The sequence below is a fragment of the Pseudomonas azerbaijanoccidentalis genome, from assembly GCF_019145495.1.
Taxonomy (GTDB): Bacteria; Pseudomonadota; Gammaproteobacteria; order Pseudomonadales; family Pseudomonadaceae; genus Aquipseudomonas; species Aquipseudomonas azerbaijanoccidentalis.
In genome coordinates, this window is the sequence record NZ_JAHSTU010000002.1 from 109,322 (window position 1) to 132,488 (window position 23,167).

At 59.2% G+C, this 23,167-nt stretch carries 27 protein-coding genes and 1 tRNA gene; 10 read left to right on the top strand and 18 right to left on the bottom strand.

Annotated features, from left to right (window positions below; genetic code table 11):
• Positions 1-49 precede the first annotated feature (49 nt).
• Genes KVG88_RS07010 through KVG88_RS07020 form a run of 3 tightly spaced genes read right to left on the bottom strand, consistent with a single transcriptional unit; the run spans position 50 to position 1,911 of the window.
• A complete protein-coding gene (locus KVG88_RS07010) occupies positions 50-592 on the bottom strand; it encodes a DUF2937 family protein (RefSeq protein WP_217870949.1) in 543 nt (180 codons plus the stop codon).
• A gap of 12 nt (positions 593-604) precedes the next feature.
• A complete protein-coding gene (locus KVG88_RS07015) occupies positions 605-1,381 on the bottom strand; it encodes a class II glutamine amidotransferase (RefSeq protein ID WP_150704642.1) in 777 nt (258 codons plus the stop codon).
• A gap of 32 nt (positions 1,382-1,413) precedes the next feature.
• Complete coding sequence (locus tag KVG88_RS07020; RefSeq protein ID WP_150704641.1) at positions 1,414-1,911, bottom strand: MFS transporter; 498 nt, start codon at positions 1,909-1,911, stop codon at positions 1,414-1,416.
• A 179-nt stretch (positions 1,912-2,090) separates the two neighbouring features.
• Between KVG88_RS07020 and KVG88_RS07025 the strand changes: the two genes are divergently transcribed.
• Both KVG88_RS07025 and KVG88_RS07030 read left to right on the top strand, forming a co-directional pair.
• On the top strand, positions 2,091-4,145 hold the full coding sequence (locus KVG88_RS07025; RefSeq protein ID WP_217870950.1) for a S9 family peptidase: 2,055 nt from the start codon (positions 2,091-2,093) through the stop codon (positions 4,143-4,145).
• A 110-nt stretch (positions 4,146-4,255) separates the two neighbouring features.
• Positions 4,256-4,729, top strand: a complete 474-nt coding sequence (locus tag KVG88_RS07030) for a cyclic nucleotide-binding domain-containing protein (RefSeq protein ID WP_150704639.1) — start codon at positions 4,256-4,258, stop codon at positions 4,727-4,729.
• Here the strand turns inward: KVG88_RS07030 and KVG88_RS07035 are convergent.
• Positions 4,726-5,016 (bottom strand): hypothetical protein, encoded by a 291-nt coding sequence (locus KVG88_RS07035; RefSeq protein WP_150704638.1) that lies wholly within the window; start codon positions 5,014-5,016, stop codon positions 4,726-4,728. The genes KVG88_RS07030 and KVG88_RS07035 overlap by 4 nt on opposite strands.
• 96 nt (positions 5,017-5,112) lie before the next feature.
• On the opposite strand from KVG88_RS07035, the gene KVG88_RS07040 reads away from it, so the two are divergent.
• The 4 genes from KVG88_RS07040 to KVG88_RS07055 all read left to right on the top strand — a co-directional run bounded on the left by KVG88_RS07040 (position 5,113) and on the right by KVG88_RS07055 (position 7,342).
• Positions 5,113-5,799 carry a spermidine synthase gene (locus KVG88_RS07040; protein ID WP_150704637.1) on the top strand — a complete coding sequence of 229 codons (687 nt, stop codon included), beginning with the start codon at positions 5,113-5,115 and terminating at the stop codon, positions 5,797-5,799.
• A gap of 49 nt (positions 5,800-5,848) precedes the next feature.
• The gene (locus tag KVG88_RS07045) at positions 5,849-6,220 is read left to right on the top strand and encodes a YajD family HNH nuclease (protein WP_007944009.1); all 372 of its coding nucleotides are present in this window, start codon (positions 5,849-5,851) and stop codon (positions 6,218-6,220) included.
• 192 nt (positions 6,221-6,412) lie between these two features.
• Complete coding sequence (locus tag KVG88_RS07050; protein ID WP_007911337.1) at positions 6,413-6,883, top strand: RNA methyltransferase; 471 nt, start codon at positions 6,413-6,415, stop codon at positions 6,881-6,883.
• A gap of 81 nt (positions 6,884-6,964) precedes the next feature.
• Complete coding sequence (locus KVG88_RS07055; protein ID WP_150704636.1) at positions 6,965-7,342, top strand: YgaP family membrane protein; 378 nt, start codon at positions 6,965-6,967, stop codon at positions 7,340-7,342.
• Positions 7,343-7,472: 130 nt separating this feature from the next.
• Here the strand turns inward: KVG88_RS07055 and KVG88_RS07060 are convergent, their stop codons facing one another.
• Complete coding sequence (locus KVG88_RS07060; RefSeq protein WP_217870951.1) at positions 7,473-8,702, bottom strand: hypothetical protein; 1,230 nt, start codon at positions 8,700-8,702, stop codon at positions 7,473-7,475.
• Positions 8,703-8,740: 38 nt separating this feature from the next.
• Positions 8,741-9,190: a YcgN family cysteine cluster protein gene (locus KVG88_RS07065; RefSeq protein WP_008015986.1), complete on the bottom strand. Its 450-nt coding sequence runs from the start codon at positions 9,188-9,190 to the stop codon at positions 8,741-8,743.
• Between the two features lie 278 nt (positions 9,191-9,468).
• Between KVG88_RS07065 and KVG88_RS07070 the strand changes: the two genes are divergently transcribed.
• Positions 9,469-10,062, top strand: a complete 594-nt coding sequence (locus tag KVG88_RS07070) for a nitroreductase family protein (protein WP_217870952.1) — start codon at positions 9,469-9,471, stop codon at positions 10,060-10,062.
• Positions 10,063-10,152: 90 nt separating this feature from the next.
• On the opposite strand, the gene KVG88_RS07075 is transcribed toward KVG88_RS07070, so the two are convergent.
• The 4 genes from KVG88_RS07075 to KVG88_RS07090 form a co-directional block, all read right to left on the bottom strand.
• On the bottom strand, positions 10,153-11,085 hold the full coding sequence (locus tag KVG88_RS07075) for a D-2-hydroxyacid dehydrogenase (RefSeq protein WP_217870953.1): 933 nt from the start codon (positions 11,083-11,085) through the stop codon (positions 10,153-10,155).
• A gap of 120 nt (positions 11,086-11,205) precedes the next feature.
• Positions 11,206-11,499 carry a YcgL domain-containing protein gene (locus KVG88_RS07080; RefSeq protein WP_217870954.1) on the bottom strand — a complete coding sequence of 98 codons (294 nt, stop codon included), beginning with the start codon at positions 11,497-11,499 and terminating at the stop codon, positions 11,206-11,208.
• On the bottom strand, positions 11,496-12,629 hold the full coding sequence (gene rnd, locus KVG88_RS07085; protein ID WP_150704631.1) for a ribonuclease D: 1,134 nt from the start codon (positions 12,627-12,629) through the stop codon (positions 11,496-11,498). Before rnd ends, KVG88_RS07080 begins: the two co-directional genes overlap by 4 nt.
• Positions 12,630-12,805: 176 nt before the next feature.
• Entirely contained in the window at positions 12,806-14,455 is a 1,650-nt protein-coding gene (locus tag KVG88_RS07090; RefSeq protein WP_150704630.1) for a phosphoethanolamine transferase, read from the bottom strand.
• Positions 14,456-14,760: 305 nt separating this feature from the next.
• Here KVG88_RS07090 and KVG88_RS07095 point away from each other — a divergent pair, with 305 nt between their 5' ends.
• Both KVG88_RS07095 and KVG88_RS07100 read left to right on the top strand, forming a co-directional pair.
• On the top strand, positions 14,761-15,945 hold the full coding sequence (locus tag KVG88_RS07095) for a cyanate transporter (RefSeq protein WP_217870955.1): 1,185 nt from the start codon (positions 14,761-14,763) through the stop codon (positions 15,943-15,945).
• Positions 15,946-16,067: 122 nt separating this feature from the next.
• Positions 16,068-17,000 carry a LysR family transcriptional regulator gene (locus tag KVG88_RS07100; protein ID WP_217870956.1) on the top strand — a complete coding sequence of 311 codons (933 nt, stop codon included), beginning with the start codon at positions 16,068-16,070 and terminating at the stop codon, positions 16,998-17,000.
• A gap of 3 nt (positions 17,001-17,003) precedes the next feature.
• On the opposite strand, the gene KVG88_RS07105 is transcribed toward KVG88_RS07100, so the two are convergent.
• Both KVG88_RS07105 and KVG88_RS07110 read right to left on the bottom strand, forming a co-directional pair.
• Positions 17,004-17,369, bottom strand: a complete 366-nt coding sequence (locus KVG88_RS07105; protein WP_150704627.1) for a 5-carboxymethyl-2-hydroxymuconate Delta-isomerase — start codon at positions 17,367-17,369, stop codon at positions 17,004-17,006.
• 57 nt (positions 17,370-17,426) lie between these two features.
• Positions 17,427-18,353 carry a LysR family transcriptional regulator gene (locus KVG88_RS07110; RefSeq protein ID WP_150704626.1) on the bottom strand — a complete coding sequence of 309 codons (927 nt, stop codon included), beginning with the start codon at positions 18,351-18,353 and terminating at the stop codon, positions 17,427-17,429.
• 245 nt (positions 18,354-18,598) lie between these two features.
• On the opposite strand from KVG88_RS07110, the gene KVG88_RS07115 reads away from it, so the two are divergent.
• Positions 18,599-18,805 (top strand): hypothetical protein, encoded by a 207-nt coding sequence (locus KVG88_RS07115; protein WP_150704625.1) that lies wholly within the window; start codon positions 18,599-18,601, stop codon positions 18,803-18,805.
• A gap of 54 nt (positions 18,806-18,859) precedes the next feature.
• Here the strand turns inward: KVG88_RS07115 and KVG88_RS07120 are convergent, their stop codons facing one another.
• The 6 genes from KVG88_RS07120 to dapA form a co-directional block, all read right to left on the bottom strand.
• Positions 18,860-19,051 carry a YegP family protein gene (locus KVG88_RS07120; RefSeq protein ID WP_150704624.1) on the bottom strand — a complete coding sequence of 64 codons (192 nt, stop codon included), beginning with the start codon at positions 19,049-19,051 and terminating at the stop codon, positions 18,860-18,862.
• A gap of 308 nt (positions 19,052-19,359) precedes the next feature.
• Positions 19,360-19,449, bottom strand: a tRNA-Ser gene (locus tag KVG88_RS07125).
• Positions 19,450-19,532: 83 nt separating this feature from the next.
• Positions 19,533-20,246 (bottom strand): phosphoribosylaminoimidazolesuccinocarboxamide synthase, encoded by a 714-nt coding sequence (purC, locus tag KVG88_RS07130; protein ID WP_007944067.1) that lies wholly within the window; start codon positions 20,244-20,246, stop codon positions 19,533-19,535.
• A 28-nt stretch (positions 20,247-20,274) separates the two neighbouring features.
• Complete coding sequence (locus KVG88_RS07135) at positions 20,275-21,033, bottom strand: MBL fold metallo-hydrolase (RefSeq protein WP_150704622.1); 759 nt, start codon at positions 21,031-21,033, stop codon at positions 20,275-20,277.
• 4 nt (positions 21,034-21,037) lie between these two features.
• Positions 21,038-22,153: an NlpB/DapX family lipoprotein gene (gene bamC, locus KVG88_RS07140; RefSeq protein ID WP_217870957.1), complete on the bottom strand. Its 1,116-nt coding sequence runs from the start codon at positions 22,151-22,153 to the stop codon at positions 21,038-21,040.
• A 17-nt stretch (positions 22,154-22,170) separates the two neighbouring features.
• Positions 22,171-23,049: a 4-hydroxy-tetrahydrodipicolinate synthase gene (gene dapA / locus KVG88_RS07145; protein WP_150704620.1), complete on the bottom strand. Its 879-nt coding sequence runs from the start codon at positions 23,047-23,049 to the stop codon at positions 22,171-22,173.
• Between the last annotated feature and the right edge of the window lie 118 nt (positions 23,050-23,167).

Here is a 23,167-nt window from a genome sequence, read left to right on the forward strand (position 1 = left end):
GCGGATCCCTGTAGGAGCTGCCGAAGGCTGCGATCTTTTGATGTTGATCTTACAACCCGCGCAAATCGCGCTCTTCAATCGGCCGGCTCTGGCGCAGGCGTTTGCCGCCCAGCACCACCCAGTCGATCAGCCGGAACAGGCACTCGATCCCGAACGACAGCAGCAACGCGCCGCTCATGCCCCAGATCATCGCTTCCGGGGTCAGCAGGATCTGGTAGCTGTAGCCATTCCAGGTTTCCTTGCGGATGTCCGGGTCGGCCGCCAGCACCACTTGCAGGAACCGGATGTACCACGGGCCTTGCATCGCCTGGAACTGTTTATCCAGCGCCACCTGGCGGGTCAGCAGGTTGCTCAGGCTATCGGCATCGCTGCGAAAGATCGGGTCTTCGCTGGCGCGGTAATGGGCCACCAATGCCTGCATGTCACCCTTGAAAAACTGATTGGCGGTGTTCTGAAACCCGCTCAAACCGGTCTGCGCCTCGATCAGATGCGCTTCGACCCGCTTGGCGTAATCGTTGATGAACCCCGGCACCTGGACACCAATCAACAGTCCCGCCGCGAACAACACCAGCCGTAGATAACTGAGCAACATGGGGAGTAGTCCTTAAGAGGTCTGGCCCTGACTGACGCATTCACCGCGTCGCCACAGGCTCCATTGACCCGGTTCGTAACGGGTCCAGGTTTCGTTTTCGGTCAGCGGTTCGGTGGCGATCACCGTCACCACGTCGTTGGGTGTGGTTTCGGCCTGGAAATCGACGATCACATCGACATCCTTCAAGCGGGCCGGACCAAATGGAGCACGGCGGGTGATTTGCGCCAGCTTGGTCGAGCAATAGCAAAACAACCAGTCACCGTCGCTGAGCAGGCAGTTGAACACGCCTTTGCTGCGATATTCGGCGCAAGCGGCCACCAGATCCGGCAGCAGTTCTTCGACCTCGACCGGCTCAGGGAACGCTGCCCGCACGCGATTGAGCAAATCGCAAAATGCCGCTTCGCTGTCGGTATCGCCAACCGGGCGATAGAAACTGGCTTTCGGCTGAAAGTCCGCCAGCTGGCCGTTATGGGCGAAACACCAGTTGCGTCCCCACAGTTCACGGACGAACGGGTGGGTGTTGGACAGGCAGACCTTGCCGACGTTGGCCTGGCGGATGTGCCCGATCACCACTTCGCTCTTGATCGGATAACGCTGCACCAGGTTGGCCACTTCCGACTCGCAGCTCGCTGCCGGGTCCTGGAACAGCCGCAGGCCGCGACCCTCGTAGAAGGCGATGCCCCAGCCGTCACGGTGCGGGCCGGTACGCCCGCCGCGCTGCATCAGCCCGGTAAAGCTGAACACGATATCGGTCGGGACATTGGCGCTCATGCCCAATAACTCACACATGCTCGGACTCTCGCTCAATGGCAGGGGCAATGTTACAGACGGGGTTCGACTCGCATCCGCTGGGGATTGCTCGGCACCGGCGGACGACCGTAGCGATCATCACCGGCACCGCCGAACGCGTGCTCCTCTTCCTGATCATCGGCGCGGGCAGCGGCTTTGGCGGCGGCGGCCTGTTCCTTGCGGGCATTGGCGGCGCGTTCGAAGGGGAAACGAATGGCCACGAACACCAGGTAAATGCCGAAGGCGATCATGCCGTACATGAACAGGTCGGAAATCGCCCGCCAGGCGTTGTTGCCGACCTTGAACAGCAGGTCCAGAGCGGTAATGGCAATGGCCGGGGCGACCTTTTCCTTCACTGGGTCGATGATGGTCGGGCTGAAGAGCAACACCGCCACCAGCAACCGCAGCGGCTCACGCAGCCAACGCCACATCCAGCGGGTAATGCGCATCCACACCAACAGGCAGCCCAAAGCGGCAAAGGCGTAGAGGCCCCAAGCGATCAGATAGTCGTTCTCGGTCATGGTGTCCATGGCAAGGCAGGCAAAGAGGCGCTTATGATAACGGCTTTTCGCCCGTCAGGCTCCTTCATGTAGGAACCGCCGCAGACTGCGATCTTTTGATCTTGAAAAATCAGGATCAAAAGATCGCAGCCTTCGGCAGCTCCTACAGGTTGCCAACCCCTATTCAGTACATTGTTCGAGAGCCCTTCATGCCCACATCCGCCAACATTTGCGACGCCCCGATCGCCCACAAGGCCGAAGGCTCCGACCCGTATGCCTGGCTGCAGGAGCGCGACACCGATGCGGTGCTCGACTACCTCAAGGCTGAAAACAGCTATCAGCAAGCGCAAACCGCCGATCAGGCCGAACTGCGCGAAACCCTGTTCGAGGAGATCAAGGGGCGGATTCTCGAAACCGACCTGTCCCTGCCCTCGCCATGGGGGCCCTATCTGTATTACACCCGCACCACGGCGGGTGACGAATACGCCCGTCACTACCGCTGCCCGCGCCCGGCCGACGACAGCCTGACCCTCGACGAAAGCCGGGAACAACTGTTGCTGGACCCGAACGTGCTGGCCAACGGCGGCTTCTTTTCCCTCGGGGCGTTCAGCATCAGCCCCGATCACCAGCGCCTGGCCTACAGCATCGACGCCACGGGCGATGAGATTTACACGTTGTTCGTGAAGGAATTGTCCGACGGCCGGGTCAGTGAACTGGAATTCCAGGACTGCGACGGCAGCATGACCTGGGCCAACGACAGCCTGACGCTGTTCTTCGGCGAACTGGACGACACCCATCGCCCGCACAAGCTGTACCGCTATCGACTGGATGGCACGGCGGCTGAGGAAGTGTTCCATGAGCCGGACGGCCGCTTCTTCATGCATTGCTACCGTGCAAGCTCCGAACAGCAACTGCTGCTGTCCGTTGGCAGCAAGACCACCAGCGAAGTCTGGGTGCTCGACGCCAACCAGCCGCAACAAGACTTTTCCTGTATCGCGCCAAGGGTCGAAGACCACGAGTACGACGTCGACCACGGCGCACTCGACGGCCAATGGACCTGGTTCATCCGCACCAACCGCGACGGCATCAACTTTGCGCTATACACCGCTGTCGATACCGGCGTGGCGCCGATCGAGGCGCAATGGCAAATCCTGATCCCCCACAGCGACACGGTGATGATCGATGGCATGAGCCTGAATGCCGGCGCCATGACCCTCAGTCTGCGTGAAGGTGGCCTGCCGATCATCGAAGTCCATCCGCAAGACCTGCCGAGCTACCGGGTGCAATTGCCGGACGCGGCGTACAGCCTGCATGTGCAAAACACCCTGGAGTTCGTCAGCGAGCGGATCCGCCTGCGTTATGAAGCGCTGAACCGTCCGGCGCAGATCCGCCAACTGCAACTGGATAATGGCGAGCAGCAGGTCCTCAAGCAAACGCCGGTGCTCGGCCCGTTCGACGCCGATGCCTACGTCAGCCAGCGCCTGTGGGCCACCGCGCCCGACGGCACGCTGGTGCCGATCAGCCTGGTGATCAAGCGTGAAGCCCTTGGCAAACCGGTGCCGCTGTACCTGTATGGCTACGGCGCCTATGGCGAGAGCCTCGACCCGTGGTTCTCCCACGCGCGTCTGAGCCTGCTCGATCGCGGCATGGCGTTTGCCATTGCCCACGTACGCGGCGGTGGCGAATTGGGTGAAGCCTGGTATCGCGCCGGCAAGCAGGAACACAAGCAGAACACCTTCAGCGACTTTATTGCCTGCGCCGAGCACCTGATCGCCAATGGCCTGACCACCGCGCCACAATTGGCGATCAGCGGCGGCAGCGCCGGAGGCCTGTTGATCGGCGCGGTGCTCAACCAACGCCCGGAGCTGTTCGGGGCGGCGATTGCCGAAGTGCCGTTCGTCGACGTGCTCAACACCATGCTCGACCCTGATCTGCCACTGACCGTCACCGAATACGACGAGTGGGGTAACCCGGAAGAGCCGGAGGTCTATGATCGGATCAAGGCTTACGCGCCGTATGAAAACGTCACCGCACAGGCCTATCCGGCCACGCTGGTCATCGCCGGCTACAACGACAGCCGCGTGCAGTATTGGGAGGCGGCCAAGTGGGTGGCGAAATTGCGCGCCACCAAAACCGACACTCACCCGCTGCTGCTCAAGACCGAACTGGGCGCCGGCCATGGCGGGATGAGCGGGCGATATCAGGGATTGCGTGACGTAGCACTCGAATACGCATTTTTGTTCAAGGTTTTGGGGATTAACTGAGGAACTTGATTCGATGAGCCGGTCTTAATTCCCGACACCAAACCCGAAGACGGGCTCTTCTACAAAATGTCACCCGTTGCGAAATAACAAACACAAAAGACTGTCACGACATGTCAGAACCGACCTTATTGAACAACGAAATCCGCGACTGGCTGATGGACTGCGGCCTGTTCAACCAGCTGCTGCCAGCAGACTTTGCCGCGGCTTCGGGCTACTTCAGCATCAGCACCATTGCCCAGGGCGAAGAGATTTTCCACGAGGGTGATGCCGGCAGTTTCATGTGCATCATCCACACCGGCCAGGTGGCCGTGCAGAAGACCACCAGTGACGGCCAGCAGGTGACCATTGCCACCTTGCGCAGCGGTCGCTCGTTTGGCGAGATGGCCGTGCTCGATGGCGAACGGCGTTCAGCCAGTTGCGTGGCGGCGAGCAACTGTCAGTTGCTCAACCTGGGCAAGGATTCGCTGGAAAAAATGCTCAACGACGCACCGAAAATCGCCGCCAAGATCATCCGCGCCCTCGCTGTCGCGCTTTCCAAACGCCTGCGCATGGCGGATGGGCAATTGCTGACGCAGCAAGTCTAACCACCGGGCGACTTGGCTTTCGGCGGATTCGAATCAAGGCCCGGCAACGGCTGGTCCTTGACCGGCGGGCTCGGCCTTTCAATCGGCACCAACGGCGGCCCGCCACTGCCGGGACCGACCTTGGGCAAGGGCGCCGGGCTGATTTGCGGATACGGCGTAGGCGTCGCGGTCCCCGGTGAACCGGGCATGGGGGCGGGGCTGACGGGAAGGGATTGCAGCTGTTGGGCCTGCACTGCAGTAATCGAGAGCGCGGCCAGGGCAATGACCGTTAGAATGGTGCGCTTCATCAATGGCTCCGTTGGCCTTGTTGTCATTTGCAGGCTACTCCCAACTGCGTCAGTTTGCCTTCTCCCTGTACTGCCATTTTTCTTCAAGTGAGCCCCATGAAACGTTTCGTTCTACTCGATACCGCCCCCATTCCCGAGAACGGCGGCGCTTTGTGCCTGTTCGAGTATGGCGAGGATTTCGTCATCAAGATCCAGGGCGGTGACGGCGGGCAGTTGATGAACACGCGCATGCACGGGTCCGAAGATGCCCTGGCCGAGATTCCCTGCCGCAAGGTCGCCGGTCGTCCGAACTCACGGGTGTTGATTGGTGGCCTGGGCATGGGCTTCACCCTCGCTTCGGCACTCAAGCACCTGGGCAAGACCGCCGAAGTGGTGGTCGCCGAGCTGGTGCCTGGGGTGGTGGAGTGGAACCGTGGCCCCTTGGGCGAGAAAGCCGGCAACCCGCTACAGGACCCGCGCACGGTCATCCGCATGGAAGACGTGGCCAAAGTGCTGCAAGCCGAACCGCAAGGCTTCGACGCAATCATGCTCGATGTCGACAACGGCCCCGAAGGCCTGACCCAACGCGCCAACAGTTGGCTCTATTCTGCCGGCGGACTCAGTGCCTGCGCCAAGGCCCTGCGTCCCAAAGGCGTGCTGGCGGTCTGGTCGGCCAGCGCAGACCGGCAGTTTTCCGACAAACTGAAAAAAGCCGGCTTCAAGGCTGAAGAAGTGCAGGTGTTCGCCCATGGCAACAAGGGCACCCGCCATACCATCTGGATTGCCGAGAAGCTCAAGGGCTGAGCTAAACTGGTTGCATAACCGTCATTAGTCTTTCTACAAAGGTGAACCCATGAGTTCGTCCACCCCAACCAACACCTCGAAGCTGGATCGCATCCTCGCCGACAACCAGCGCGACAAGGAAATGGGTTACCGCGACAAGGCCCTGAAAATGTACCCGCACGTGTGCGGCCGTTGTGCCCGCGAGTTCTCCGGCAAGCGCCTGAGCGAACTGACCGTGCACCACCGCGACCACAACCACGACAACAACCCGCAGGACGGTTCGAACTGGGAATTGTTGTGCCTGTACTGCCACGATAACGAGCACTCGCGTTACACCGACCAGCAGTACTTCGGCGAAGGCTCGCTGAGCACGCCGAAAATCGCCAAGGCGACGCACAACCCGTTTGCCGCGTTGGCCGGGTTGATGAAGAAAGAAGACTGAAGCTCCTCATTGCTGATCCGGCCTCATCGCCAGCAGGCTGGCTCCCACACTGGATCTCTGGTGCACTGAAAATCCCCTGTGGGAGCCAGCCTGCTGGCGATGGCGGCCGCGCCTGCACCGTCAATCTCCGATCTGACCGCAGCTCCTCAATCCCCGTATAATCGCGCTTTTTTCCTGAAAGGCACCCCGCTCGTGGCAGACAAACGGTACAGCTGCATTGGTTTGTATAACCCCAAATCACCGGAGAACGTCGGTTCGGTGATGCGCGCCGCTGGCTGCTATGGCGTGGCTTCAGTGTTCTACACCGGCAAGCGTTATGAACGCGCCGCCGATTTCGTCACCGATACCAAGCGTGTCCACTACGACATCCCGCTGATCGGTATCGACGACCTGAAGAAAATCCTGCCGCTCAACTGCGTTCCGGTCGCCGTGGAACTGGTCGAGGGCGCCCGCCCATTGCCCGAGTACACTCACCCGGACCGCGCGCTGTACATCTTCGGCCCGGAAGACGGTTCGCTGGATAAAGAGATTCGCGACTGGTGCGAAGACGTGGTCTACATCCCGACCACCGGCTGCATGAACCTCGCCGCCACGGTCAACGTCGTGCTCTATGACCGCATGGCCAAGGGTCTCAATACCCGCTCCGGACCAAAATTCCGCTGAGAGGCCGCACATCCGATGGAACAAGCTGCCCGCTCGCGCAGTCAGCTTAACTATCGGTTACTTCCTGCCTGGAGACAGATCATGAGCGAACTCAAACGTGTAGAACGCATTGAATCCACCCCGTTCCAGAGCCACTCCGAGCAAAACGTCGAGGGCTGGGAGCGCATCGGCTCGCTGGCGGGTGGCGTCGTGATGGTCGGCAAGGGCCTGCGTCGCGGCGGCATCTTCGGTTTGATTCAAGTGGCCATCGGCGGCGTGGCCCTGGCCCGTGGCATCACCGGCCACAGCTCGGCGAAAAGCCTGCTGGAAAAAAGCCGTCAGGACATGAACAACGTGCGGGCGAAGATTCAGCGCGCGGGCGAAGAGTTGAACCGGCTGAAAGCCAATGCCGAGGCAGCGACCAACACCGCGACCGTCACCGGCAACGATTCCTTGAAGTCGCCTAAAACCGGGGTTTGATCGGGAATTTGCGCTAAGGCTTATGGCCTCATCGCCAGCAGGCTGGCTCCCACAGGGGATCTTCTTTGTTGCACAGGTTGTGTGAACAGCGAAGATCACTGTGGGAGCCAGCCTGCTGGCGATGGCGGTGTTACTGAAGCAACCCGGTATCCAGGACCTTGGAAGACTCACCAAGCACGCTCTCACTGAGCTGCACGAATTCCTTGGTATCAATGCCCCCCAGATGCATCGCACCGCGCAGCACATCATCCAGCGAACGCTTGTTACGCGTCTTCAAGCGAATCTCGCGATCCAGTTCCTGTAGCAACAACACCGCCTTGGCCACCTGCGCAGCATTGATCTGCTCGCCGCGCAAGGTGGTGACTTTCTGGCTGTCCTTGACCAGCTTCCCGTGCAAGCCCTCATACCGCTCATCACTCATGCCACCGGCCCGGCGCACCAGTTCGATGGCGTAGTATTCGGCAAAACCTTCACTGATCCAGTCGCTGCGCTGCTGATCGTTGATTCGCCCGAACACCTGGGCCAACTCGCGCACAACCGGGCTGGTCCCGCTTTCGCTGACCAGCGGCAGGCGACTATTCAGGTAGATCGATTCGTGCGCCGACAGGCTGCCGCGCCACATCGGATCGTTGGCGCCGACAATCAGCAACTTGGTCGGGTGACGAGGAAACACCGCCTGTACCTGGGGCCAAACAAACGTCAGCAGCGTCAGCACATCCATGCGCCGCATGCCCTGGCCACGCGGTGAAGCGACGGTGACTTCGGTTTCGCCCAAGCGGGTGCGACGGCTGCCGAGATGCCCGGCGAGCATCCAGCCCGTGGGCCGATCGAACAGCCGGGAAACGTTATCGATGCGGAACTTGTTCTTGCCGATGCGCGGCCAGGCGGTTTCGACGCTTTGCCAGCCAGTGGGCAACTCGAATTCAAGGCGTGAAACCAGCTCGATGCCGTCCTGCTGATCGAGCCTGGCCGGCGGCACCAGATCGTCGCCGCGCATCAGCGCCCAGGTCGGAGTCATGCGCGTGTCGAAGCTGCCGCTTTTGCGACCCTGGCTGATGCGCACGCGGTAGGTCAGGCTGGCCTTGTCGGCGGCCGGGTGCCAGATACCACGGGCCTGTTTGCCCGGCGTGAGCTGCCATTGGCCGTCGGCCTTGAAGTCGCTGTAACGGCTGCCGTCGCCGAGGGAAAAATCCAGGCTGCGTACCGCCGAGCCTTGGGCCAGAGTCAGGCGCACTTCCGCCTGATCACTCTGCGGCAACAGGCGCACGTGGTAGTCCAAATCGACCTTCTTCGCCGCCCACACCGGAAAGCTCAAGACCCACAACCCAACGATCAGCGCCCGCCGCCATCCCACAGCCATACACACTCCTTGGTGAAACCGTTGATTTGCGGGTGGGCTTAACCCGCGCGGAAAATCAGGTGATCTTCCCAATCATCTTCTGGCACGCTGCCTTCGGCGAGCATGCGTCCGGATTGGGAAATACGCTCGTGGTGCACCGCGTCGCGATCGCCACAAACCAGGTGATGCCACAGCGGCAGATCCTTGCCTTCACTGACCAGACGATAACCGCAGGTTGGTGGCAACCACTTGAACTCGTCGGCCTTGCCTGGCGTGAGCTGGATGCAATCGGGCACCGAGTCGCGGCGGTTCGGGTAGTCCGTGCACTGGCAGGTTTTCAGGTCCAGCAGTTTGCAGGCGATGCGCGTGTAATAGACGCTGTTGTCGTCTTCATCTTCAAGCTTTTGCAGGCAGCACAGGCCACAACCGTCGCACAGCGATTCCCATTCCTCTTGATCGAGCTGATCGAGGGTTTTGCGTATCCAGAACGGTTCTACTTTGGCGGCCATGGTTCGAGCATCAACATCAGGTGGTGAAAAGGCCGCCAGTCTAGTGCCCACAGCCCTGCGGGCCAAGCATTGGCGACTGTCGGTACAACGGGACTTGTCAGGTTGGGTGCCGCCACGTAGCTTGGCGGTCGCAAGGAGCCAGACCTGCATGCCATTAACGCACGTCCGCGTTGCATTGCGGTGAACCGCCACGGCTCCCGAAAACCTTATCGCTCAGCCCAACTGCGCCGGCAGGTTTCAGACGACTCTCACTTTCAGACGTAGCAAGGAATCTCTTGATGAGTGCAAACCCACGCGTTGCCGATTATGCCATTCACCCGCAATTCACTGATCGCTGGTCGCCCCGCGCCTTTACCGGCGAAGCCATCCCGGAAGAAACCCTGCTGAGCTTCTTCGAAGCCGCGCGTTGGGCGCCGTCGGCGTACAACTCGCAGCCTTGGCGCTTTCTTTACGCGCGTCGCGATACGCCAAACTGGGAGCGTTACCTGGGCCTGCTGAACGAGTTCAACCGCAGCTGGGCGCAACACGCGTCGGCATTGGTGATCGTGATTTCGAAAACCACCTTTACGGCGCCTGGCGCCAGCGAAGAGACCCCGGCGCTGTGGCACACCTTCGACACCGGTTCGGCCTGGGGTCATCTGGCACTGCAAGCGAGCCTGGCCGGCTGGCACACCCACGGCATGGCCGGTTTCGACCAGGAACTGACCCGCAAGGAGCTGAACATTCCTGAAGGCTACGCCCTGCACGCGGCTGTCGCGGTGGGCAAGCTGGGCGATAAGGCAACTTTGGCGGACTACCTGCAAGCCCGCGAAGAGCCGAGCCCGCGTCGTCCGTTGAGCGAGTTGGCGGCGGAAGGTAATTTCACCCTCTAAAAGTAAAAGATCGCAGCCTGCGGCAGCTCCTACAGGTGTACACACACCCCTGTAGGAGCTGCCGCAAGCTGCGATCTTTTTCGCTGCGCCTCAATACCCGCGATTGAAATCCACTTCCCCGCGCAACGCCTGACCCGCCTCGTACGCCCGCAGGTTCTCGACAAACAGTTTGACCATCAACGATGGCGACGTCGGTGCCGAGCTGTGCCCTGTCAGCAACAAGCCCCAGGCCGTCCAGAACGGATGGCGCTGCGGCAGCGGCTCCTGTCGGCAGACATCGATGACCGCACCCGCCAGATGCCCTTCTTTCAAGGCATCGACCAGGTCCGCATCGACCACCGCAACACCACGCCCGACGTTGATGAACAACCCTGTCGGCTTGAACCGTTTGAACAGTGCCGCATCATAAATATCGTGGGTGTTCGGTGTATTTGGCAGCAGATTGACCACGTAATCCACTTCACCAACCAAGCGCGGTAAATCCGCCATCGCGCCCACTTCGATAAACGGCGCCTGCTCCCGGGCACTGCTGGCAATGCCATACAACTCAACGCCAAATGGCAGCAGGAACTGCGCGACAGTCTGGCCAATATCGCCCGTACCGACGATCAGCACCTTGCGCCCCGCCAGGCTCTGGCCGTGGCGACTGTCCCATTTGCGTTCGACCTGGCTGACCAACCGCGCCAGTACTTCGCGCTCATGCCCCAGCATGTAGGTGAGCACGAACTCGGCCATCACCTGGCCAAAAATCCCCACTGCGCGGGTCAGGCGATAGTGCCGTGGCAGACCATCGGCCAGCAGCGGCGTTATACCGGCCCAGGTCGATTGCAACCATTGCGGCTGGTGCCCCTGACGCAGCAATGTCGCCAGTAAATCGGGCTGGCCGAGCCAGACCGGGCAATCAGCAGCCTGGCGGGCCAGTTCGGCGGAGTCGCCACTGGTCAGTACTTCCAGATCAGGCGCGGCCTCACGCAACAGTTGGGCGTACACCGGGTGGTCGTGTTCAGCAATCAGAACGCGCATGCATCAAACCTTTCGAAAACAGTGCAAACGGCCGCCGACAGAGCTTCGCTCCGTCATCGCGACCATCGCCAAAATCATTCCAGTGTTTCATCAAGACCCTGAACAGAGCCTGTCTGCCGATCACATAGGGTCGTTGCGTCGCAACAACTCTTCCGGCAAATGCTCGATGTACTCGTCTTCAGCCGGCGGCATTTGCAGGTGATAGCCCTGCGTTTCCAGATTTTCCAGCACGACCGCGATGTCTTCGCGCGACAGTTTGCGCTCGGGCGACAGCACCAGGTCGAAGGCGTGGATGGCCTTGCCGAACGCGACCATCAAGGGTTCCGGTACGCGCTCCAGAGCATCGCTCTTGAGCACATAGAGGTACATCTCGTTTCTCTTCGAACTGCGGTAGATGGAGCAAATACGTTTCAAGGCTGTTCTCCGGCGGTGGCCAGGCTGTCGAGCAGCGCCTGGCCCATCAATTCGCGGCGCCAGCCACGCAGCGAATCAGGCAATTGGTAAGGACCATTGGGGAAGCCGCTCTTGAGCAGCGCTTCCAGGGTTTTCTTGCGCAGCATCAGTTCTGGCGCCATGTTCAGGCGCTCGGCTTCAGCCTGACCGATGGCTTTCAGTTGCTTGAGCAGTGCGGCGGCGTCCACCGGCAAAGGCTCCGGCACGGCTGGCGGCCATTGATCTGGCGACACACTGCCAGAGCGTTTGATCAGATCAAGCAGAAATTCGCCGTCCTGACGCACGGTGCGCGGGTGCATGTCTTCGATTTTCGCCAATGCACCAAGGTTGTCCGGCTGGGTGCGCGCCAGCGGCCACAACGAATGCTCGCGGATGATGCGGTTGCGCGGCAGGTCACGGGCACGGGCTTCTTTCTCGCGCCAGGCGCAGAGTTCACGCAGCACGGCGAGTTGGGCGCGCGAGAGTTTCCAGGCCAGCTTGGCGTCGCGATAGACCTCGAACGGGTCGATCTCGCGGCGCAGGTTGGCCACCAGCTCGGCGCCGTCTTCCAGGACCCAGGCGTATTTGTCATCGGAAAGCTTCGGACGCAGTTTTACGAAAACTTCCGCTAGATGTACGGCATCTTCGGCGGCGTAGCTGATCTGGGTTTCGGAAAGCGGACGTTGCAGCCAGTCGGAACGGGTCTCGCCCTTGGGCAGGTCGATGCCGAGCACTTCCTGCACCAGCCGCGAATAACCCATCGAGAAGCCGAGGTTCAGGTAAGCGGCGGCCAGTTGCGTGTCGAACAGCGGCGCCGGCAGGCTGCCGGTCAGGCGCAGCAAAACTTCCAGGTCTTCACTGCAGGCGTGGACGACTTTGACCACTGCCGTGTTTTCCAGCAACGCGGCCAAGGGTTGCCAGTTGTTGATGGTCAGCGGGTCAATCAAGTAAGCGCGTTCGCCATCGCCGATCTGCAGCAGGCCTGCGATCGGATAAAAGGTGTCGACCCGCATGAATTCGGTGTCGAGGGCAACGAATGGCAGCTTTTGCCACTCGGCGCAAAATTGACCGAGGCTATCGTTGTCGCGAATCCAGTGAATATCGATGGCCACACAGCTCTCCCTTGAAGAATGGCCCGCAGTATATATCGCCCCCGGCGATTTCCGCGCATCCACTGAACAAGAGCTTTAGCGAAAACACCCGACATTCACCAAGAATAGCCCGTGATCCCTCATTTAACCGGCCTTGCAAGGCCTGCAAACCAGAAAAACTAAAGGTCACGCTGGCACTATTTATCAGCCAACACGCCATCGATCACCGCCCCACGGCATCCGGCAAACATATCCAGGTCCTGGTTGTAGACCTTGCTGTTGACCTCCAGCAGCCCCAGCATCGAGTGGAACAGGTTGTCCTGGCTCAGGGGTTTTTCGCGGCTCAGTTGCAAGCAGTGCGTGTCCACGGAGAACGACTTTTGATAACTGTCGGAGAACCAGGCCAGCATCGCCACGTGCTTCTGTTGATCCGGCGCCAACATGTACGGCGTGCCGTGGAGAAAAAGGTTGTACTCGCCCAGGGACTCACCGTGGTCCGACAGGTAAAGCATCGCGGTATCGACCTTGTCCTGATTGCTGCGCAGCAAATCGATCAGCGTCGACAGCACATGGTCGGTGTACACCAGGGTGTTGTCGTAGCCGTTGACGATACTGTCGCGACTGCAATTGTTCAGCGCATTGCTTTCACACACCGGGGTAAAACGCTCGTACTCTTTCGGGTAGCGCTTGAAGTACTCCGGACCGTGACTGCCCATCTGGTGCAGCACCAGTACCGTGTCTTTATCCAGGTTATCAATGAAGTGCTGAAGGCCTTGCAGCAGGATCTCGTCGCGGCACTCGCTGTTGGCGCACAACACCGGGTCCTTCAACTTGCTGACATCTTCGAGCGTGACCCGATCACAAGTCCCTTTGCAGCCAGACTGGTTGTCGCGCCAGATGACGTCCAGACCCGCACGCTTGAGCACGTCCAGCAGCCCCTCTTCATTCTTGGCCTTGCTGGCGTTGTAATCCTTGCGTCCCATGTTGGAAAACATGCACGGCACCGACACGGCGGTTTCAGTGCCGCAGGAATGCACATCGGTGAAGGCGATCAGACCGGCTTCCTGGCTGAGCTTCGGCGTTGTATCGCGGTCATAACCGAGAATGCCAAAGTTCTCTGCCCGGGCACTTTCGCCCACCACCAGTACGGTCAGGGATTTACGGCCATGAGTTTGCCATGCTGGATTTCGCTGGGCGTCCTGGCCCACGGCAATGAAGGGTTGCCGGGCAGACGCAACCTGCTCACTCAAATAACCAAACGAAGCCCCGATGTAGTTGCTCGGCACCACCATCAGGCGCAACTCGTGGTGATTACGAAACAGCGAAGACAAGCCTTGGTAGTTAACTAACGCAACAGTTCCAATTACCGCAACCGACGCAACACCGACCAAGACCTTACTCAACAACTCACGATGCCAGCGACGATAATTAACAGGTGTTTTCCACAACAACCACGAAGGCAGCACACCGAGCAAAACAATATAAAAAAGCAACTTCAGCGACAGTAAATCACGAACTTCCGTTGCATTGGTTTCCGCAAAATTACGAAACATGCCAGCGTCGATCAACACGCCATACTGAGCCATGAAATAAGCCACGCCAGCGCTGACCATGAACAACAGGGTCAAGACCGGCTTCATCACTGGACGGAACGCCAGCAGGGTCAACACAATGTTGAAGGCTGCGAAGATCATCGCCCCGAACGCCACACGCATGACGATCCCCGCACCATCGGATGCGGTGATTTCAAACAGGTGCTTCCACAAAACCAGGTTAAATCCGGTCAAGAGAAAGGCACTGGCAATCAGTGTCACCCACTCGGGGCGCACGGCTTTAATCTTCAACATGATGATCGGCTGTTCCTGAAAAGAAGTGCCTGCTGTAAATGTGAAAATTTCATTTACTGCGACAGCACTAACTCTAGGCAGCCATCCATCAATTTTTTGTGAAAAAGACGCCAACGATTAGTTGCCACCCATGAACACATTGAAACTTTCGACTTATTTGAGAATGGTTCAGCCTGGGTTCAGCGATTGATTCCCACAACTCGTTCGCGGGGATATTGAATTTCTAGATACCCCAGCGGACTTTCTGATTTGCGGCCCTTTGAAGGTGAGCGCCTAATCACCTCCCGGCTTCCCAAGGTCCGATGATGGAAAACGTTCGCGCCACTACCCGCCCTGCATTCCTGTTGATGCTCAGCATCATCCTCGTCGCCCTGAACCTGCGCCCCTCCATGGCCGCGATCGGGCCATTGCTGTCGGCCATTCGCCTCGACATCCCGCTGAGTTTCAGCCTCGCGGCACTGCTAACCATGTTGCCGGTGATGGCGATGGGATTGGCGATGTTTTTCGGGCTTGCGATCAGCCAGCGTCTTGGTGAACACCGCACAGTGGTGCTTTCACTGCTGATTGTCGCGATTGCCACCGTTTCGCGGCTGTTCCTCGACTCAGCGGCAGAACTGATCTTCAGCGCCGTGCTGGCGGGTATCGGCATCGCCTTGATCCAGGCCCTGATGCCGGCCCTGATCAAATCCCGTTTCAGCGACAACGTTGCCCTGTGCATGGGGCTCTACGTCACATCGATCATGGCCGGTGCCGCCATCGCCGCCTCTTTTGCGCCAGTGGTCATGAACCGTACCGGAAGTTGGCGCGTGGGCCTGGCGATCTGGGCAACACTGGCGGTCATCGCATTGCTGTTCTGGTGTGCCCAGCGCGTGGGGATGTCGACGCCGCCTGCAAAACCAACGACGAAAGAAAACTTCTTTACCAATTCCCGGGCCTGGCTGCTCGCCCTCTTCTTTGGCCTGGGCACGGCGTCCTACACCTGCGTCCTGGCCTGGCTGGCTCCTTACTACGTGGAAAAAGGCTGGAGCGAACAGAATGCCGGTTTACTGTTGGGCTTCCTGACTGCCATGGAAGTGTTGTCCGGTCTGCTGACTCCGGCCATCGCCAATCGCAGCCGCGAACGGCGCTGGGTACTGGCGGTATTGCTGGTGCTGATCATCGCCGGTTTTTTCGGGCTGATACTCAGCCCCCAGTCTCTGAGTCTGCTGTGGCCGTGCCTCTTGGGGCTGGGGATTGGTGGGTTGTTTCCCATGAGCCTGATCGTGGCGCTGGATCATTTGGATGAGCCCCGCCGCGCCGGTGGCCTTACCGCCTTCGTGCAAGGTATCGGCTACCTGATCGCCGGCCTCTCGCCACTGATTGCCGGGGTGATCCGTGATCAGCTCGGCAGCTTCGAATGGGCCTGGTGGTCACTGACCGGAGTGATGGCGCTGATGCTGATGATGGTGGTGCGCTTCAACCCTCGGCACTACGCCCGACACATTCACTGAGCCGCCAACCCCATCTGTGCCGTGAATGCCTGCAAGACATTCTCCCGCTGCCTTCATTCCGTTAGGATCTTTCGCACAAGATTGCGCATGATCAGCGCAATGGTTACCGCGGGACGGAATGGATGCTGAGCAGTAACGTACTAAGAAAGCTGGATATGCAGGACCTCATGGTGTTTATCGCCGTGTATGAGCAAAACAGCGTCACGGGGGTGTCCGAGGCGTTATGCGTCAGCCAGTCCACCGTAAGTTACTGCCTGAAAAAGCTGCGGACAGGGTTTGAAGACGAGCTGTTCATCAACACCCGCACAGGCATGCGCCCTAGTCATAAGGCCGGGACGATGTACCACCATGTGTTGAAGATCCTCGAAAGCATCAACTTGTGTCACGCCGGTGCCACCGCATTCGATCCGGCCTTGCAGCCGGTGACCTTCAACATCTGCGCACCGGAATACTTCGAACAACTGATCCTGCCACGCCTGCTGAAGAACTTCGCGGTTGCCGAACTGCCAGTCATGGTCAACGTGCACAAGCTGGAAACCGACATCCCGGCAGAAGCGTTGCGCGATGGCAGTCTTGATCTGGTGATTGGTTTCGGCCCGAACTTCCATCGAAACCACGGCGACTTCAACACACGAACCCTGCTGGAAGACGACCTCGTCTGCGTCTTCGACAAACGCGCCGCCCCGCCGGAGCCACGCCTGAGCCTGCAAGGTTTCATCGAGCGACGACACGTGTTCCCGACACCGTGGACGTCCATCACCAACATGGTTGACGGCTGGCTGGCGAAGCAGGCCCGGCAACGGCAGATCGTTGCGCGGGCCAATAGCTACAGCGCGGCACTGAAAACCATTACCGGCACCGACTTCATCCTGACCCTGCCCCGGCGCATCCAGCAGTTGTTGGCCAACGAAGCTGTGTTCAAGCACTGTGAAGCGCCCAAAGGGCTGCCGAGCTTCACCCTCGATATGCAGTGGAGCCAACGTGTCGATCAGGACAGCGCCAACACCTGGTTGCGTGAGCAGTTGATCAAGGCCTGTGCCGAGCCGGAAATCTGAAATTCAGACGCCGACAGTGGCTTTGGCGTACGACTCACGGTCGATGTCGAGGATTTCCACACACAACTGGATTTCAACGCCTGCCGGCCATTCACACAGGTCCTTGACCACCGCCAGCAGGCTTTCGGACAACTGCCGCTTGATCTGCGGCGAACGACCGCTCAACAACGCCAGCTTCACATGCACGAACGCCCGCTCCGCCAGCGCTGTTCCAACTTTGAATGTTTCGACTTTTACCGCACGACCCTTGATATCGAACTCGGCACCGAACTGACCGGACCCCACCAGCGCATTGTTCAGCCGCATCAATGCCACATCGGCGTTCAGATCTTTCAGGTTCGCGGTGTATTCCAGGTGCAGGTGAGGCATGGTTTCACTCCTGTAGGTCGGTGCAAAGATTGTAGATATAACACAGCGCTGCCCGGCTCATTGCGACAACGACAGCAGATTGCGCTCGCCCATGAATGCTTCAAGTCGTGACCGCAACCAGCGCTCGGCGGGATCGCTGTCGACATGGCTAAGCCAGACCATGGACAGTTCAAGGGTCGGCGTCTTGAACGGAAATGGCTCCTTGAACAACTGCCCGGAGGCGGCCATGGCTTCGGCAGTGTAATCAGGCAGGCTGGCGATCAGATCAGTCCCGGCCAGCAGCGCCGGTAACGAACTGTATTGCGGCACCGAGAGCACCACCTGACGCGAGCGCCCGATTGCCGCCAGCCATTCATCAGCGAAGCCACTGACATTGGCAATATGGGACACCAACACATGCGGACGCGAGCAATACTCATCGACCGTCAGCGGCTTATCGCTGGCATCGGCACGCAGGACACACGGATGAATGTGCCGAAGTAACTTGCGCTTGGCATTGGCCGGCAAACCGCGCGTCTGGCTGACACCGACCGTTATATCCCCTGAGGCCAGCAAGTCGGGAATCCGCCAGTAATCGACGTTCTGCACCACGAACACCACGTTCGGCGCTTCCTGGCGCAACGCCCTCAGCAACGGCGGCAACAGGCCGAATTCGACATCGTCAGACATGCCGATACGGAACGTCATGGTGCTGCTGCCGGGGTCGAAATCGTGGGTCAGGCTCAAGGCCACCGACAACGAATCCAGTGCCGGTGACAAGTGCCGGAAAATTTCCTCCGCCCGTGCCGTCGGCTCCATGCGATGGCCGACGCGAATGAACAACGGATCGTTGAACATCGTACGCAAGCGATTGAGCGCCGAGCTGATCGTCGGCTGACCGAGAAACAGCTTCTTCGCCACCTTGGTGACATTGCGCTCAAGCATCAGTGCTTCAAACACCACCATCAGGTTGATGTCGGCCTTGCGTAGTTCGTTGCGATTCATCCATTGCCCCCGCGCCCTAAAACTGCCGACAGTTTAGGGAGATGTCGCGATCGGCGTCTATGCGACTCACGGCGTGCTGCGAGCATTTTTACGTTTAATGCAAATACGCTCACACGACGAGTCCTACAGCCCCTTCCTAATTTGCTGATTCACCTGGCGAGATGATTCAGCGCCCCTAAGCTCTGGAAGCCCGACCCCACCGGTCCGGCCACCTCCAACCCAGCAAACTCAAAAGGAGCTACACAATGGCTAGAGATAAAGCGAAAGACGACAAGCACTTCAATTGCACCCAGCCTCACGAAGCCGATTACGTTGCCGGCCTCTACCCTCATGCGAAGGAGGAGGTAAAAACCTTCCTGGCATTAGCCTGCAAGAGCAACACCTTGCACAACTCGACCCACAAGGAAGTTTATGACCTGATCAAAACAAAACTGGGTCACTCACAGCCGTAAGACCGCCCGGTTGAAACGAAGCTGCTCTGATTGAGCAGCTTCACCACCTTGAGCCTAGATCTCCTTGATCGGCGTCACGTCACACGTTCCCTTGATCAAACCGATAGCATGCACGCAATCCGCCTTATTGACGTACGCCTCACCACTGGCAATCGTTTCATGGTTCCCTGCCCGCAAACGCCACCTCCACTGGCCTTTGCCAGTCAGGATGGAGCCGCGGGTTTGCCTGTAAATCTCAAAATACATTGTTCGCTCCTTGCGATGGCTGGTTCGACAGATCAATGACCTGTGAACGCCAGAGTAGATGAGGTTCTTTTGAAGTGAAGCAGCGGGATGTCAGAGGATATTTCGGTAGAAAACCTTGAACGGCGGTGGCGACCAATGAATTCGGGGGGCAGTAAATTCAGCGACAGCGCTGAGTAATTTTTCCGGTAAATCGGCATATTTTTCTGACAGAGGAATGTCGCGTGGTCCGACACTCAATTATCGAGAAAAAACCCGGACAAACAAAAAAGCCCCGCAGCTTATTCAGCTACGGGGCTTTTTCTATGTAATGGCGGAGAGATAGGGATTCGAACCCTAGGTACCGGTGAAGGTACAACGGATTTCGAATCCGTCCCATTCGGCCACTCTGGCATCTCTCCAACGGCGCGCATCATAACAACACTTTCGCCGGAAGCGAACCCCCTGAGCGAAATATTTCTGTGCTATCAGATGCTTGCGTCGGTTAAAGCGGTACGCCCAGACGATTGGCGACTTCTTCGTAGGCTTCGATGACGTCACCGAGGCCCTGACGGAAGCGGTCCTTGTCCATTTTCTTGCCGGTGGCCTTGTCCCACAGGCGGCAGCCGTCCGGGCTGAATTCGTCGCCCAGGACGATGGAGCCGTCGTGGAACACGCCGAACTCCAGTTTGAAGTCGACCAGCAGCAGGCCGGCGTCGTCAAACAGTTTGCTCAGGACTTCGTTGACCTTGAGCGACAGTTCTTTCATGCGAACCAGTTGCTCGGCGGTACCCCAACCGAACGCCACAACGTGGGATTCGTTGATGAACGGGTCGCCCTTGGCGTCGTCTTTCAGGAACAGTTCGAAGGTGTAAGGGTTGAGCTTCATGCCCTCCTCAACACCCAGACGCTTGACCAGGCTGCCGGCGGCGTAGTTACGTACGACGCATTCAACCGGGATCATGTCCAGCTTCTTCACCAGGCACTCGTTATCGCCCAGCAGCTTGTCGAACTGGGTCGGCACGCCGGCGGCTTCGAGTTTCTGCATGATGAAGGCGTTGAACTTGTTGTTCACCATGCCTTTGCGGTCGAGCTGCTCGATACGCTTGCCGTCGAACGCCGAAGTGTCGTTGCGAAACAGCAGGATCAGACGGTTAGCGTCGTCGGTCTTGTAAACCGACTTGGCTTTGCCGCGGTAGAGTTCTTCACGTTTTTCCATGATGGGCTCCGCTTGCTAAGTAGATGGGCTAGGCGATGTGTCGCCAGTCGAGCCCTGAATCTTGATCGGCCAATTGCAGCCAGTCCGGGTCGCACCCGAGGGTGTCGACAAAACATTGCCGGGCCAGCTGCGGCAGGTTGTTCTTGCTGCTCAGATGGGCCAGGACCAGGTGTTGCAGGCCTTGCCAGCCCAACTCGGACACCAGGAATGCCGCCTGGTGGTTGTTCAAATGTCCCAGTTCACCGCCTACCCGCTGCTTGAGAAAATACGGGTAGTGACCGCGAGCCAGCATGTCACGGCAATGGTTGGCCTCGATCATCAACGCATCGAGGTCCCGATAGCCGTCCAGCACCTTGTCGCAATACGACCCCAGGTCGGTCAGCAGGCCGAAACGCCGCTCACCATCACTGAACACATATTGCGTCGGTTCTTGAGCATCGTGGGCCACGGCAATGACACCAATGCTCAGGTCACCGATTTGCAGTTGCTCGCCGCCAGCCAGAAGGCCTGCGGGTTCAATCGGTTTGCGCATCCCGCGCAGGGTCCCGCGACTGAGGTAGACAGGCAGATTGTAGCGCCGAGACAGCAAACCCACGCCATGCACGTGGTCGGCATGTTCGTGGGTCACGAGTATCGCGCTCAGCTGCGCAGGGTTCACACCCAGACGCAGCAGGCGTTTTTCGGTCTCCCGCAGGGAGAAACCACAATCCACCAGCACATACGTATCAGCGCTGGCTATCAGCGTGCCGTTCCCTTGGCTACCGCTGCCGAGAACGGCAAAACGCATGTGATCAGCCCAGATTATCCTGAATCACGCTCAACACTTTGCGTGCTACATCAGCAGGCGCGACGGTATTGATGTTTTTCTCGACGGTGACCTGAACGTTTTCGCCAACCTTGCTCAGGCGAACCTGATAACGCTCGGCGCGGGCTTCAACTTCTTCCTTGTTCGGCGCGCTGCCGAACAGGCTGCTGAAGAAGCCTGGCTTGTCGTCTTTCTTCTCGGCTTTTTCAGCCAGGTTGATGTAGTACAGGCCCAGGCTGCGGTTGATGTCTTCAACGCGCCATTCGCCCTGTTCCAGCGCACGACCGACGCTCGACCAGGCACGATCCAGATCGGTGCCGACGTTCAGCACAGGGTTGCCACTGCCGTCTTCGCTCAGGCTGACACGGCTAGGTGCGTCGAAATCACGCGAAGCCAGCATGGAAACCGAACCGCCCTTCTCGGAGATCCGGCTCATGCTCGCGAGCATGTCGTCGACCAGTGCTGCGTCCAGGCCAGTGTTGACCGAACGGTTGGTGAACGCGACGTCGGCCGTGCTGCCGGCAGGACGCTCAGCGCTGACCACGTAGACTTCACTGGTGTTGCGCTGCACGCCCGGTTCGATGCGTACCCGCACGCGGGTTTCGCTGTCGGTGCTGACACCGGCGGCGCTCAGGCGCTTGGCCATGGCGGCGGACAATTCGTCGGAATGCTGCCAGGTGGTGGTGAACTCGCCGGTTTGCGGGCGCTGTTCATCCAGGCGGTAACCGTTGTCCTGGAAGAACTGCACGGCCACAGGCCAGACTTCGGCCGGAGGGTTCTGCGCCAGGATCGAGCGGGTATCGCCGCTTTTTTGCAGGGAGTAGGCACTGGCATCGACAGCGGCCGACAACGGCTGCGGACGAGGCACGATGTACTCGCCCTTGGCGGTATCATCAGCGACGTTGCGCGGGATCGGCAGAAGCGGATCCAGACGTTTGGCGGTGTTGATGTCGGGTGGCAGCTGCATCGGTGCAGTCTGTTGCGCTTCCAGGTAATCACTACCACGGTCACGGAAATAACCTTCCGGGCCCCAGATCCATCCGCAGCCACTGGTGCTGGAGATAATCAAGGCAAGTGCGGAAAGTCCGGCCATTCGCTTCATGCGTAGTACTTCCTCAATTAAACCAGGACGCTGCACTGGCGCAGGGCCGTGCGAAGCGTTTCATGACAAGGTGCGCTCAGCCAGGTCAGCGGCAGGCGGATGCCTTCGTGCATCAGGCCCATTTCAACCAAAGCCCACTTCACCGGAATCGGGTTGGCTTCGATGAACAGGTCTTTATGCAGCGGCATCAGTTTTTCGTTGATGGCACGAGCGGTCGCGGCATCGCCCTTGAGAGCGGCCTCGCACAGATCGGCCATTTCACGCGGAGCGACGTTGGCAGTCACGGAAATGTTGCCCTTGCCGCCGAGCAGAATCAGCTCGACCGCCGTCGGATCATCACCGGAAAGAACGATGAAGTCCTTGCTTACGCCATCGATGATCGCCTTGGCGCGCACCAGGTCGCCAGTGGCTTCCTTGATGCCGATGATGTTCGGCACGGTGGACAGGCGGATCACGGTCTCGGCCTGCATGTCGCAGGAGGTGCGGCCAGGAACGTTATAGAGGATCTGCGGGATGTCGACGGATTCGGCGATGTGCTTGAAGTGCTGGTACAGGCCTTCCTGGGTCGGCTTGTTGTAATACGGCACCACCAGCAGGCAGGCGTCGGCGCCGGCTTCCTTGGCATTGCGGGTCAACTCAACGGCTTCGCGGGTCGAATTGGCGCCGGTACCGGCAATTACCGGGATGCGACCATTGACCTGCTTGACCACTGCCTTGATGACGGCAATGTGTTCATCGACATCAAGGGTCGCCGATTCGCCGGTGGTACCGACGGCGACAATGGCATGGGTGCCGTTTTCAAGGTGGAAGTCCACGAGTTTGCTGAGGCTGTCCCAGTCAAGACGCCCCTGTGCATCCATGGGTGTGACCAGTGCCACCATACTGCCCGCAATCATGAAACCGCTCCTGCCGGAAAAAGAGAGCCGTAATGGTACTGGCGCCAAGTTGCTTGCACAAGCGAAGTACTGTGCCGCCGCCATTCCCCTTGGCGCCCATTTTCGCTACCCTTCAGAC

Coding starts and splice junctions, on each gene's coding strand:
- KVG88_RS07010 (WP_217870949.1), bottom strand. CDS start 592: ATGTTGCTCAGTTATCTACGGCTGGTGTTGTTCGCGGCGGGACTGTTG.
- KVG88_RS07015 (WP_150704642.1), bottom strand. CDS start 1,381: ATGTGTGAGTTATTGGGCATGAGCGCCAATGTCCCGACCGATATCGTG.
- KVG88_RS07020 (WP_150704641.1), bottom strand. CDS start 1,911: ATGGACACCATGACCGAGAACGACTATCTGATCGCTTGGGGCCTCTAC.
- KVG88_RS07025 (WP_217870950.1), top strand. CDS start 2,091: ATGCCCACATCCGCCAACATTTGCGACGCCCCGATCGCCCACAAGGCC.
- KVG88_RS07030 (WP_150704639.1), top strand. CDS start 4,256: ATGTCAGAACCGACCTTATTGAACAACGAAATCCGCGACTGGCTGATG.
- KVG88_RS07035 (WP_150704638.1), bottom strand. CDS start 5,016: ATGAAGCGCACCATTCTAACGGTCATTGCCCTGGCCGCGCTCTCGATT.
- KVG88_RS07040 (WP_150704637.1), top strand. CDS start 5,113: ATGAAACGTTTCGTTCTACTCGATACCGCCCCCATTCCCGAGAACGGC.
- KVG88_RS07045 (WP_007944009.1), top strand. CDS start 5,849: ATGAGTTCGTCCACCCCAACCAACACCTCGAAGCTGGATCGCATCCTC.
- KVG88_RS07055 (WP_150704636.1), top strand. CDS start 6,965: ATGAGCGAACTCAAACGTGTAGAACGCATTGAATCCACCCCGTTCCAG.
- KVG88_RS07060 (WP_217870951.1), bottom strand. CDS start 8,702: ATGGCTGTGGGATGGCGGCGGGCGCTGATCGTTGGGTTGTGGGTCTTG.
- KVG88_RS07065 (WP_008015986.1), bottom strand. CDS start 9,190: ATGGCCGCCAAAGTAGAACCGTTCTGGATACGCAAAACCCTCGATCAG.
- KVG88_RS07070 (WP_217870952.1), top strand. CDS start 9,469: ATGAGTGCAAACCCACGCGTTGCCGATTATGCCATTCACCCGCAATTC.
- KVG88_RS07075 (WP_217870953.1), bottom strand. CDS start 11,085: ATGCGCGTTCTGATTGCTGAACACGACCACCCGGTGTACGCCCAACTG.
- KVG88_RS07090 (WP_150704630.1), bottom strand. CDS start 14,455: ATGTTGAAGATTAAAGCCGTGCGCCCCGAGTGGGTGACACTGATTGCC.
- KVG88_RS07095 (WP_217870955.1), top strand. CDS start 14,761: ATGGAAAACGTTCGCGCCACTACCCGCCCTGCATTCCTGTTGATGCTC.
- KVG88_RS07100 (WP_217870956.1), top strand. CDS start 16,068: ATGCTGAGCAGTAACGTACTAAGAAAGCTGGATATGCAGGACCTCATG.
- KVG88_RS07105 (WP_150704627.1), bottom strand. CDS start 17,369: ATGCCTCACCTGCACCTGGAATACACCGCGAACCTGAAAGATCTGAAC.
- KVG88_RS07110 (WP_150704626.1), bottom strand. CDS start 18,353: ATGAATCGCAACGAACTACGCAAGGCCGACATCAACCTGATGGTGGTG.
- KVG88_RS07115 (WP_150704625.1), top strand. CDS start 18,599: ATGGCTAGAGATAAAGCGAAAGACGACAAGCACTTCAATTGCACCCAG.
- KVG88_RS07120 (WP_150704624.1), bottom strand. CDS start 19,051: ATGTATTTTGAGATTTACAGGCAAACCCGCGGCTCCATCCTGACTGGC.
- purC (WP_007944067.1), bottom strand. CDS start 20,246: ATGGAAAAACGTGAAGAACTCTACCGCGGCAAAGCCAAGTCGGTTTAC.
- KVG88_RS07135 (WP_150704622.1), bottom strand. CDS start 21,033: ATGCGTTTTGCCGTTCTCGGCAGCGGTAGCCAAGGGAACGGCACGCTG.
- bamC (WP_217870957.1), bottom strand. CDS start 22,153: ATGAAGCGAATGGCCGGACTTTCCGCACTTGCCTTGATTATCTCCAGC.
- dapA (WP_150704620.1), bottom strand. CDS start 23,049: ATGATTGCGGGCAGTATGGTGGCACTGGTCACACCCATGGATGCACAG.